Source organism: Chloroflexota bacterium (assembly GCA_026389585.1).
Taxonomy (GTDB): Bacteria; Chloroflexota; Dehalococcoidia; order UBA2247; family RBG-13-53-26; genus JAPLHP01.
Window position 1 is genome coordinate 1 of sequence record JAPLHP010000102.1, and the last position, 11,788, is coordinate 11,788.

At 53.9% G+C, this 11,788-nt stretch carries 9 protein-coding genes; 2 read left to right on the forward strand and 7 right to left on the reverse strand.

Annotated elements, in window-relative coordinates:
• Positions 1–260: 260 nt before the first annotated feature.
• Both NTZ04_09525 and NTZ04_09530 read left to right on the forward strand, forming a co-directional pair.
• Positions 261–2,117, forward strand: a complete 1,857-nt coding sequence (locus NTZ04_09525; protein MCX5992538.1) for a PAS domain S-box protein — start codon at positions 261–263, stop codon at positions 2,115–2,117.
• 17 nt (positions 2,118–2,134) lie between these two features.
• On the forward strand, positions 2,135–2,791 hold the full coding sequence (locus NTZ04_09530) for a response regulator transcription factor (protein ID MCX5992539.1): 657 nt from the start codon (positions 2,135–2,137) through the stop codon (positions 2,789–2,791).
• A gap of 1,122 nt (positions 2,792–3,913) precedes the next feature.
• Here NTZ04_09530 and NTZ04_09535 read toward each other — a convergent pair.
• The 7 genes from NTZ04_09535 to NTZ04_09565 all read right to left on the reverse strand — a co-directional run bounded on the left by NTZ04_09535 (position 3,914) and on the right by NTZ04_09565 (position 11,211).
• Positions 3,914–4,570 (reverse strand): class II aldolase/adducin family protein, encoded by a 657-nt coding sequence (locus NTZ04_09535; GenBank protein ID MCX5992540.1) that lies wholly within the window; start codon positions 4,568–4,570, stop codon positions 3,914–3,916.
• 36 nt (positions 4,571–4,606) lie between these two features.
• On the reverse strand, positions 4,607–5,059 hold the full coding sequence (locus NTZ04_09540; protein ID MCX5992541.1) for a DNA-binding protein: 453 nt from the start codon (positions 5,057–5,059) through the stop codon (positions 4,607–4,609).
• A 100-nt stretch (positions 5,060–5,159) separates the two neighbouring features.
• Positions 5,160–6,656, reverse strand: a complete 1,497-nt coding sequence (locus NTZ04_09545; protein MCX5992542.1) for a DUF4070 domain-containing protein — start codon at positions 6,654–6,656, stop codon at positions 5,160–5,162.
• Positions 6,657–6,972: 316 nt separating this feature from the next.
• Entirely contained in the window at positions 6,973–7,740 is a 768-nt protein-coding gene (locus NTZ04_09550; protein MCX5992543.1) for a glucose 1-dehydrogenase, read from the reverse strand.
• Between the two features lie 46 nt (positions 7,741–7,786).
• Complete coding sequence (locus NTZ04_09555; protein ID MCX5992544.1) at positions 7,787–8,437, reverse strand: hypothetical protein; 651 nt, start codon at positions 8,435–8,437, stop codon at positions 7,787–7,789.
• Positions 8,400–9,713: a hypothetical protein gene (locus tag NTZ04_09560; GenBank protein MCX5992545.1), complete on the reverse strand. Its 1,314-nt coding sequence runs from the start codon at positions 9,711–9,713 to the stop codon at positions 8,400–8,402. Before NTZ04_09560 ends, NTZ04_09555 begins: the two co-directional genes overlap by 38 nt.
• An 88-nt stretch (positions 9,714–9,801) precedes the next feature.
• Positions 9,802–11,211 carry a CoA-binding protein gene (locus tag NTZ04_09565; GenBank protein MCX5992546.1) on the reverse strand — a complete coding sequence of 470 codons (1,410 nt, stop codon included), beginning with the start codon at positions 11,209–11,211 and terminating at the stop codon, positions 9,802–9,804.
• Positions 11,212–11,788: the final 577 nt, after the last annotated feature.

Genomic DNA, 11,788 nt, shown 5'->3' on the forward strand with positions numbered 1-11,788 from the left:
GTTGGGAAACACGGGAATGAAAAAGCCATCGGGAAATATGTTAAAGAGCAAGGACGTGCATCTCAATATGTTCAGATTCACAAAGACCAACTAAGGTTACTGTGATACCCCGACGCTTGCGTCGGGGAGAATGTCATTCCCATCTTTTGGAATCCCGGAAGTATTCAGTGACTGTGAACTTCATTGGTTTGTACTGACATGGTGCCCCCAGGGTCTCCTTGGTGTAAAATCATTTCAGGACACTATTGAAAGTGTTGGATATGAAAAGTGGGTATAGAACGAGCGAGAGGCCCAGGCGCAGGCTGGGGAGCAGGGAGCGCTACCGCAGCTTCTTCGAAGTGTCTAGGGATGCACTCTGCATTGCTGACAGGGATGGCAGGATCATAGATGTTAATGAATCTGCATCAGCCCTGCTCGGATATAGCAGAGAAGAGATGGTGAAGATAAGCATCCAGGAGGTATGTTCCCGGCCGATTGACTGGCAGGGGCTTAAAAGGGAACTGGAGAGTGGGGGGTATGTTAAGAATTTTCCGGTGAGGTTGTCTAAGAAGGATGGGACTGAGGCCGATTACTTCTTCACCGTGACTGCGAAAGGCACCAATGGTGGGGGCATCGGGGAATGTCAGTGTGTTATTCATGAGATTACGGAGCACGATCGCGAGGTAGAGGCTTTGCGAGAGAGCGAGCGACGCTACCGCCTGATGGCCGATAACGTAACAGACGTCATCTGGACGATGGATACAAATCTGATCCTCAGTTACATAAGCCCTTCCATAACGCGTTTGCGGGGTTACACGGTAGAGGAAACGATGGGCCAGAGGCTGGAAGAGATATTTACTCCCGCCTCTCTTGAGGTTGCCCTGAAACTTGTTGAAGAGGAATTATCCAAGAGGAACACGGAGCAAAAGGGGCCTGTCAGGTTGGGAGCGGTAGGTCTGGAGATGACCTGCAGGGATGGTTCTACAGCCTGGACCGAGAGCCGGGTGACTCTGATGTACAGCCAGGACGGCTGGCCTGCCGGTATGATGGGGGTTACCCGCGATGTTACAGAGCGCCACCGCATGGAAGAAGCTCTGCGGGAAAGTGAAAAGCGCTACCGCCTGCTGGCTGAGAACGTGACAGATGTCATCTGGGTCACAGATATGAATCTGCGTCACGTTTATCTCAGTCCCTCAGCCAGGCGTCTACGGGGCTTTGAGATCGAGGAATGCCTGGCCCAGACTTTTGAAGAAATGTTGACTCCTGCCTCGTATGAAGTTGCCAGAAGGGCTTTTGGGAGACAACTGGCTATCGAAAAGAGGCGGAAAAGGGACCCCTTCCGGTCATGGGTGCTGCAATTGGAGGTAAGGTGCAAGGATGGCTCCACTGTATGGACTGAAGACAAAGTGACCTTCCTGCGCGATTCAGAACAGCGGCCGGTTAGATTTCTGGGGGTAACGCGAGATATTACCGAGCGCAAGCAGGCTGAGGACGCACTGCGTGCTCTTTCTCGCCGCCTGGTTGAAGTGCAGGAGGTGGAGCGCCGCCAGATCGCCCGTGAGCTTCACGATGAGATCGGTCAGGCGCTGACTGGTCTAAAACTCTTGCTGGAGACAGCTGCCCGCATGCCTGCCAGAAATTTGGGATCTTACCTGGGTGAGGCTCAGGCCATGATCAACAAACTTATGGCTCTGGTACAGAATCTCTCTCTCGACCTGCGGCCGGCGATGCTGGATGATCTAGGCCTTATACCGGCGCTGTTATGGCACTTTGAGCGCTACACGGCCCAGACGGGCGTGCGCGTGATCTTTAAGCATAAGGGATTGGAAGGACGTTTGACCTCGGAAATCGAAACAGCCGTCTATCGAATTATTCAGGAGGGGCTAACCAATATTGCTCGCCACGCCGGTGTGAGTGAGGCAACAGTGCGATTGGTGGCAAATCAGGATGTCCTGAGCGTGCAGATCGAAGACCGTGGTGCAGGATTCGATTCTGAAGTGGCATTGGCCAGTGGCACCTCTAGCGGCCTCAATGGGATGCAAGAGAGAGCAGTCTTGCTGGGTGGTGAGTTCAAAATAAGATCAACTCCAGGTGCTGGCACGCGTTTGACAGCCAGGTTCCCGGTAGGTCTGGGATAGGAGGATGGCGAGGTTAGATGAGTGTGACCACAATAGTACTGGCTGATGACCACCAGGTGGTCCGGCATGGTCTGCGAGTTCTGCTGGAGGCTGAGCCAGAGTTTCGGATTGTTGGCGAGGCTGGCGATGGTTTGGAGGCGCTCGAAATGCTGGAGCGGCTGCAGCCGGATGTGCTGGTGCTTGACCTGATGATGCCCGGGATGAATGGTCTGGAGGTTACCAGGCAGGCCAGCCAGCGTTCACCGCGGACCGGCATTGTTATCCTGTCTATGCATACCAACGAGGCCTATGTGCTTGAGGCGCTGCGGGCTGGGGCGAAGGCCTACGTTCTCAAGTCCTCGACCTCGGATGAGCTGGTTAGCGCTGTACGGGAAGTGGCTGTAGGGCGTCGCTACCTCAGCTCACCGCTGTCCGAACGTGCCATTGAGGCTTATACGCAGAGAGCTGAGGCTGCAGCGATGGATCCGTATGAGATGCTGACCACCAGGGAACGCGAGGTGCTGCAATTGGCGGCTGAGGGTCATACCAGCGCTGAAACTGCTGCCAGACTATCAATCAGCCCGCGCACTGCCGAGACCCATCGCGCCAACTTAATGCGTAAATTGGGCCTGCGTACCCAGGCCGACCTGATCCGCTACGCCCTGCGGCGTGGGATCGTGCCGATGGAGAACTAGCTCTCTCTAACAGAGCCACCGAACAGCAATCCGTCAGTATTCCTTGCCCATTTACCAGAACTACGGAGATCCTTTTATGCAATTGCGTAGTTCTACGGATAGACAAACATCCCAAATATAGTGTAAATATATAAACAGTTAGCCATTAGCTAATAGTTCTTTTAAATATAAGCATAAGGATTTCCAGGTGTTCGCACTGGGTCATCAGCCACGATTGAGTTTAACGGGCGCATATAGCGAGGAGATTATCTCTGTGGTTGTTGGTCCGCTGGGCCGATTTTATGTTTGATGGTTCACTGCTAAGGAAGTCGCGCGAGAAGCAGAGGTGAGTGTTGTGCCTCATGTTCTTACCCCCCCCCCTAGAACATGGGATCAAGCCTGTACTCACCTCTGCAATGCGCCCGGAGTGGTCTTGGCTGCAGCAGGGAGTTGTGCTGTTCAAGTACAGTATAGATTGGGAGTGTAGAGGAGCATGAAATCATCAACTCTTACTTATGAAACAACGGTTTTCTACGAAGCAGTTCCTAGGGCGAAATCGCCATTACAGCTAGAATGCAAGCACTATTGGATGATCGAAAGAGCGACCGCCGCGGCTAGCAATGGTGTATGTAAACACTGTGGGGCTCGGAAGCAGTTTCTAAATTACCTGTCCGATTGTCTGGCGAATCCAGATAAGAACGGTTACCAGGAGTGGCTGAACAGGCAAGAGTGGCAAGAGATAATGCAAAAATCGGATAAAGCCATTGTATCGGGGCTTGGAGGTGAGCGATCCCTATCCAGTCGACCAGAGAAGAGCCCGGGACGCAGAGGAAGGGTTCCAAATGGTACCCGAAGAGGTATGACGACCTAATCGTTGAACGCTGGGCTAGTGCATGCAGTCAGGCACACAATGGCTGCCATGGTTGCCAGTACGAGGGGGACTGTCAGGATCTGGCAGACAGGCTGATAGCAGGCATGTACATTCATTCAGAATGCGTTCACACGAAGGCACTTCCTAGAGAAAACCTCAGATCTCGGTAGCCATCATATCTTCAGACCCATATCCTCTATTCATGCCGCATGTCTCAGTAACCCCAAGATTGGTCTGCCTTTGATGCTTTCAACCGGTGGCGGAATCGAGGATCATGGACTCTCGCCATAGATGGCAGTAAAGAAGGCCTTTCCTGCCTCTGCCATATCAGCGGGAAGCAGGTTGACTTTACCTAAGCCAAGGGCAGATATGTAGATTCCAGCTGTCCTTTCCAACAGCTCACAGATAGTGAAGGCCTCCTGCATGTTTCTTCCTACGCTTAGAGCTCCGTGATTTGCCATCAGAACCGCATTCCTTGGCCCCAGCGCTGCGATCACATTCTTGACCATCTCGGGACTACCGGATAGGGCGTATTGAGCTACTTTTATTTCACCGCCGATCTGAGTGACCTGGTCATCGAGAATAGGAGGGATCTCCATGCCGGTAACTGCAATGACACTGCCAAAAACCGGGTGGGTGTGTATGACAGCATTTACTTTTTTTCGTGCTTTGTAGATCCCGATATGGAGCATCGTCTCAATAGATGGGGCAAGTTCTCCCTCTACACGCTGACCCTCAAAGTCGACTATTACAATGTCATCGGCCTTCATTGAATCGTAATAGCGCCCGCTGGGAGTAATGGCCACCAGCTCCCGTCCCCCGCTCTCTTTGATACGGAGGCTCACGTTTCCTGAAGAGCCCACCGTGAACCCCTTTTCGGCCATTCGCTGAGCGGCCTGGAGTACCTCTTTCCTTTCAGATTCCCACATAGCTATCCTGTTTGAACGATTCTTTAGCTATTGGTTTCAGCGTGTGGTGCCGGGCTGTAGAAGTGAGAAGCCGCTCTCTGCATCTTTGACACGTGCTACCTTGGCACCGAGGATCTCATAGAGGATGACCTCACCCACCAGCCAGGTGGTGACGCCGGGCCGCAGGCATCCGGTGATGGTTTTCCCTGATCGGCCCAGGGCTGCGTGAATATGAAGATGCGGCTTGCCATCTTCACCCGGGGCAAGCACTCCGACACCAGCTACTTCGTGCGCGCCATCGATAGGCAGTAGCATTGGCTCAGGAGGTCTCTCGTCGGAACGCCGCGGACCGACTACCACTTCGCCTTCACCGATACCACCTACCACGATAACATGCCCCACCGATACCCCGTTCTCTTCTGCAAAGCGCTCAATGCAGTGTGGCAGTACATCGCCATCCTCAAGGCGTATTACAAAAACCCGACCGAGCCGTCCTTCGCTTGACTTCATGATTGGTCTCCTCACTTCGAGATAAGTGGAAACGACATGTGGGGCCGATGTGATTCATTACTACAATTCCGACTATGGACTGATCTATAGCAGTACTAGCCTAAGCCAGGCCGCCCTTGGTATATCTCTCTCCCTGTTTGCGGAAGTGGTACCCGTAAATCGCCAGTGTGATCGCCAGGGGAAGTGAGCGAGGTCGCTTCAGCAGCGTGGAAGTGACCAGGCGCCAGTAGTATATTTGCCCCTTTTCTTTAATGCCGAGATACCACACAGACTTCAAAAGGGCTTCCAGGTGGCTTCTCTTCAGGCTCCCGCGTTTGTGCACAACGGGATGGTGCTCCTTCAATAGGATGCCGATGCGTGCATAGTATTGACGCGGTGCGTAAATGGCTGCGAGAACGCGCCTGTAACCGCCGATCAGGGCCTCGCGGCCCATTCTAGGTGAGAAATTGACCGAGAAATCGGTATTGTCCCCTGATGCCTCCCCGAGCAGGCGATTTTCCTTCTTGAGGCGCTTGTAGAGCCTGGTCCCAGGTGGCGCATTGAGCAGGCCGACCATAGCAGTCACGATGCCAGTCTGCTGAATAAAATTGATCTGTCTCTCGAAGATGTTCGGCGGGTCGCTATCAAAGCCGACGATAAATCCTCCCTGCACCTCAAATCCGTGATTTTGCAGCGTTCTTACAGATGCCGCCAGATCACGATTGGCATTCTGGTGCTTACCGCACTCCCCGAGGCTGTCCTCATTCGGGGTCTCAATTCCAATGAACAGCCGATCAAAACCGGCATCCACCATCAGCCGCATTAACTCCTCGTCGTCGGCGATCCCGATAGAAGCTTGCGTAAATAGGGTAAAGGGGTAATTCCTCTCCTTCATCCAATCTATAATTGCCGGAAGCACCTCAGCCTTCAGCTTCTTCTTGTTGCCTATGAAATTATCATCAACAACGAAGAGGCTATTGCGCCAGCCCAGGTTGTAGATGGTTTCCATTTCCCCGATTAGCTGCCGGATGTCTTTGGTCCTGGGGACATGACCGTTCAGCAGAACTATGTCGCAGAACTCGCAATCGAAGGGGCAGCCGCGGGAATACTGGATGGCCAGAGTGGCGTATTTTCTGATGTCGATGAGATCCCAGGCTGGCCCCGGGCTCTTTTGGATGCTCGGTCTTTCCTCTGAACGGTAAACAGGCTGTGCTCTCCCATTCTCCAGGTCCGCTACCAGGCCAGCGATTATCGCCTCGGCCTCGCCCAACACAAAATGATCTACCCCCTCGAATTCTTCATAGCTAGTGGTAAACGAAGGGCCGCCAGCGACTATCCTGGTGTGTAGCTGGTTGCACCGCCTGATGACGTCACGCGCCGACTGCTGCTGCACGCCCATGGCGCTGAGGAACACATAATCTGCCCAGGCGATGTCCGCATCCTTCAAACTATCTATGTTCATATCGACCAGCTTCTTCTTCCACTCTGCTGGGAGCATTGATGCTACAGTCAACAGTCCCAGGGGGGGATAGGCTGCTTTCTTCGAAACGAATTTGAGAGCGTGTTTGAAGCTCCAGAAGGTCTCCGGGTAGCGCGGATAGACGAGAAGTATATTCAATTACAGCTCCTTGATTAAGAGAACAGCTACTGTTGATGATCTCTGGTGGTGGGGAGATGAGAGGGAATCACTCACAATAACATATCAAATTATATCACTTATACCACTTTTGTGAGCCGTTTGTCTATGGCAGGAACCTGAAAACCCGAATCTGTGGATAAAGATTCAGAATGCTCCCCTCCAGGGTGGCAGCATCTATTCAGTGTCTTTGCGAGGCGCAGAGTGCCGAAGCAATCTCAACAACAGTGTTGCCATGGCTTTGGAGATTGCTTCGCTTCGCTCGCAATGACGAGAGAATTCCACTGGCCTGAGTTGGCTAACCAAGATTACAGGTCATACCGCCGTCAACGGTTATGGTTATGCCGGTGGTATAGCCTCCAGCATCGGAAGCGAGATAGATCACGGCTGCTGCTACCTCCGCCTGCTTGGCAGCCCGCCGCAGGGGAACCCTGCTGTATATCTCACGAAGATGCGGGAATCCTTCGAGAGCCATCGGCAACACCGGGGTTTCAATGAATCCCGGAGCCACGGCATTCACCCGAACGTTGTAGCGGGCCCATTCGACTGCCAGGGTCTTGACCAGATTGATAACCCCGGCTTTGGCAGCGCCATAGGCGGGGTTGCTCGGGGCAGCACGGAGTCCCTCTGCGGAGGCAATATCGACAATGTTCCCTCCGCCTTGCTTTATCATGGTCGCTATCACTGCCTTACTGCACAGGAAGTGGCTCTTCAGATTGAGTCGGATCATCGAGTCCCAGCCCTTTTCGTTCAATTCCAGGGCTGGTGCCATGAAGTCGGTCCCTGCGTTGTTCACCAGAATATCGATGCGGCCGAATTCATCGAGGGCCTTCTTGACTAAGTTGTCCACCTGCTCGGCATCCCGAACATCCGTAGGCACGGCCAGGGACCGTCTGCCCAGAGCGCAAATCTCGGCTGCTGTACGCTCAATGCCCTCGGTAGTTCGAGCTGCCACTACCACGTCAGCCCCTGCTCTAGCCATCTCAATGGCGATAGTCTTTCCTGTCTCCTTGCTGGCCCCTGTGACAATGGCCACCTTACCGTTTAATGAGAATAGTGAATCCAATTCTGCACCTCCTGATACGATCTGGGATATCCTCTTTGAATTGGCATTAACCTGAGATGAGCCCCCTCTGTTCCAGGTCTCGGGCGACATCTGCCAGCCCCAATTCTTCGAGCTTGGCTCTGGTTTGCAGACCTGTGGCTACATCCCATTGCCTGATCTGATAATACTCGTCCCTTGACCTCTCAAACTCCTGCCTATCGATCACTGCTCCCTTTCGAGAGATGCTCTTGCCCCCCTTCCCCGGCACCAGGCATTCAGGGTTGGCCATGTCTCCCTTCAGCGGCGTGGTATGCCAGGTTTCAGGAAGATGATCTCCCTCCCTTCCGTGGCAACCTTCCCTGACGAGTATAGCCCTCTGCAGGTTGAACACCCTTGCACCTATCAGATAGAGTTCTTTCTCAGCAATATCCTTCCCGGTGACGGCGGAGAGTATCCGGCTCTCCAGGGTGGGGTCACCAATGTGGTCCTGGGAGTGCTCGATATCCACAACGGGCCAGAAGAAGCTGCAGAGAACAAGGCAGTCCTTGGCATACTCCCGGTCCTGAATCATCATGGCAGCCAGGGCCTTCCCATCGAAGGTGGAGAAATCTGCGGCAGCCTCACTTCCCCAGAAGCGCCGGGCGATGCGGCGCACCACATCACTGGAGACATAACCCCTCTCAGGGTTCTTGATCCACTCCAGCCACTTGAGTACCACCCGGCTGACCTCCTGGAGTTGCGGCATGGGTGGCTTTGGGCTCCATGGCGTACAGGAGCGCTGTGGTGACATACAGCCTGGGCTCATTTATGTTGGGCTGTCCGGACTTGGAGATATACTTGGTGATCAGATCTCTGGCTCCAGGGCCTACCCCATCGGAAGCTTTAGCGATTCCCTGGGACAGGAGGTCGCCGAAGCCATCCCGGAGGGAGATCTTTCTCGCCAGGGTCTCGATGAACTCCAGGCTGCCCAGCTTTGATATGGGGATGCCCGAGTTTTCGTCGGTCAGGATGCCGGCCCTATGGCACCTCTGCAACCAGAGTATGATCATGGAAAGGGACATGGTATCCAGCCCGTAATCGTCACAGAGCTTGGTGGCCTGAAAGGGGATTTCGTGTCCTGGCCCGTAGTATGGCTCCGATAAGGCTTGATAGAAGGTGGCAGCCTGACACATGAATTTACCCTTTTGGCCATCGTCTGCCTGGTATGTCCTTCGGTGACAGGTGCCCAGGCAGCCATAGCAAGGCGCCTTTTCGGTTCCGGGTCCGGTTATGCGAAAGACCAGGTTGCCTGCTGCAGGGATAGGCTCTCTGCCGAGGCCGCGGAAGTATGCGGCTAATTCCTTCACCTTCTCTGGCCGGGCAACTTCCATTCGCTGGCGGGCACTTCTAACTGCGATAGCCTTCAACTTCTTCGACCCCATGAGTGCCCCCATACCCCCGGAGCCGACAGCATCGTTGTCGGCCACGAGGGTGGCTATGCTGACCATGTTCTCACCCGCAGGGCCAATGGCCACCACTGAGGCGGAGCTCCCCATTTCGCCTTTCAGTATTTTCCTGGTCTCGATAGCGCCTTTGCCCCATAGAACAGAGGCATCCTTCAGTTCAGAAACACCGTCGTGAAGAAAAAGGTAAACGGGTTTTTCTGATTCGCCGCGAATAAGGACGGCGTCATAACCGGCGGATTTCAATCTAAGCCCCCAATCACCACCCAGGTTGCAGGAGCAAGAGTGTTCCGGGAAGGTGGCAGGCGATTTGCCATACACCAGCCAGCGGGAGCCACCGAATACGGGAACGCCGGCCAGCGGACCGGTGGCGAATATCAGCGCATTCTCAGCATCGAAAGCGTTGGCTTCCGATGGCACCTCATCCCAATAGAGCGCTGCGGCGCCCCCCCTTCCCCCAAGGAATCTGTCGGCATAGTTTATGGTGGGCAGCTCAGAAATGCTTCCTGATGACAGATCTACTCTCAGGATCTTACCCGCGTAGCCGAACATTCTTGCCTCCAGACTTTTTCCTTCGCAGTTTGCCTAGGCAAGCATCAATAGCATCTCAATAGGTCCCCATCAACAGGGATGTTGATTGCTAGCCACCGTCGGTGGGACGTTTTTCGCGGTAGCGCAAGATCTGGTCAATTGCCCGGCAGGCGTTTGACATAGAGTAGTAGACCGGCAAGCCTGCTTCACAGTATCTTTGCCTCATGGCGGTGAGGTGTTGTTCCTGATTGGTAAGGTCGGACTCAAGCACTACTGCAATGGGCTTATCTATCTCTGCGTGTACTTTCAGAACGGTATCGCAGAATAAACCGAACCACACATCAAAGAAACCCCAGGGATGCTGGCCGAAAACACAGTTAGCTAGCATCAGGTCGAAGCCTTCATGTGCCAGAAATTGCCTGGCTATATTATAGGTGGCTTCTGGAAACAAATTCAGTTCGATGGGGTTGGTCAGGATCAGCCCTGCCTCGCTGTTGAGGAACCCCCTCATCTCATCTGACACTGCTTTAGGTATTACTGGAAGGGTGAAGCCGTTAGCAGCGCAAGCATCGGTGGCCATAACGCTGGCACCACCACCCCCGCCGACCATAGCCACCCTTCTTCCCCGGGGAAGTGACAGGAAACGAAGGGTGACCACAATGTCAACCAGTTCCTCCAGGGTGTGAACCCGGATAGCCCCAGCCTGCTGCAACAGGGTAGTCCACACCTGATCGGAACCAGATAGAGAGCCGGTGTGTGAGGCTGCCGTACGCGCACCAAAAGTGGTGGAGCCGCCTTTGAGTATTACCACAGGCTTCCTGGCCGACAGCCTGTTCAGCACCTGGCGGAATCGTTCTCCGTCTTTGACTCCTTCTATATAGGCTGCCACCAGCTCTGTCCCGGCGTCCTGGGCCAAGTATTCAAACAGGTCACTTTCATTGACATCACAGGCATTTCCATAGGAAATGACTTTGCTGAAGCGGATACCTCTTTCGGCGGCCAGCCGCACAAAGTAGATGGCATTGCCGCCACTCTGGCAGACAAGAGCTACCTTCCCACTCTCTTTTGGAAAGTCGGTGACGAACGAAAGCCCGGCTGTGGGACTATACACCCCCATGCAGTTGGGGCCGATGAGCCGTATCCGGCTGGCTTGGGCCAGACGGACTATCTCCGCCTCCAACCGCCGCCCTTCCTCCGACCCGGTTTCAGAGAAGCCAGAGGTGAAGAGCGAGACCACCTTTACGCCTTTCTCTGAACAATCCTTAATCAATTGGGGCACAAACCGGGCAGGTATGCATGAGGTGACATATTCCACCGCATCAGGGATGTCTTTGATGCCAGGATAGATTTTTAGCCCCGACATCTCCCCGCCGTTGGGATGGATGGGGTAGATCTTGCCCTTGAAACCGGAGCTGAGCAAGCTCTCAAGATACCATTTTCCGGCTGTGATGGGGCCAACACCGGCTATAGCCACCGAAGCCGGGTTGAAAGCAGTATCCAAAGATGCCATTCGGTCCATATTCTCAGTTCACCTCACAAATTAGTGTATTTCAATGCTGATGAATCCGTGTGCATTCATTTCAATTATAGGTGCAACCAGCCTGATTCGGCCAATCAAAAAGCTGATGAAGTGTCTGGTATTTATCGGATCTATCTTGGCCGGCAGAGCTTCTGGTAAGCCACAATCCGTGGATTTTCAAAGTGGGTGGCATCCTTCTGCAGAAGGATGACCCACAGTGGGTGTCAGGTCCCAGATGTGGCCTGGACACAATACGCACCAGCGGGTGTACCAGGTATGGCTCAAGCGGAGGTACTACCATACAACAATCCATGCAAACCAACCTGGATTTTGGGCTACGGCTTCCTGGAGCTGCTGCTAGCCCTCAATCAGCTTCTGGGCTTTTGAGACAGCCTCCGCGGACTGCCACTACAGAGCTTGATTCGTTGCTGCACTCCTCGCAATGACATTTGAGGACGCAAAGTGGGTGAAAACCGTGAGGGCGCGCGAAGCGCCCTCACTTGATTTGTGAGGCTGGGAGTCGTAAACTGCTTTTCAGAACCGACTGGCTTTTGAGGCCGTTCTGTGGAGGAAGCAT

Coding starts and splice junctions, on each gene's coding strand:
- NTZ04_09525 (MCX5992538.1), top strand. CDS start 261: ATGAAAAGTGGGTATAGAACGAGCGAGAGGCCCAGGCGCAGGCTGGGG.
- NTZ04_09530 (MCX5992539.1), top strand. CDS start 2,135: ATGAGTGTGACCACAATAGTACTGGCTGATGACCACCAGGTGGTCCGG.
- NTZ04_09535 (MCX5992540.1), bottom strand. CDS start 4,570: ATGTGGGAATCTGAAAGGAAAGAGGTACTCCAGGCCGCTCAGCGAATG.
- NTZ04_09540 (MCX5992541.1), bottom strand. CDS start 5,059: ATGAAGTCAAGCGAAGGACGGCTCGGTCGGGTTTTTGTAATACGCCTT.
- NTZ04_09560 (MCX5992545.1), bottom strand. CDS start 9,713: ATGTTCGGCTACGCGGGTAAGATCCTGAGAGTAGATCTGTCATCAGGA.
- NTZ04_09565 (MCX5992546.1), bottom strand. CDS start 11,211: ATGGACCGAATGGCATCTTTGGATACTGCTTTCAACCCGGCTTCGGTG.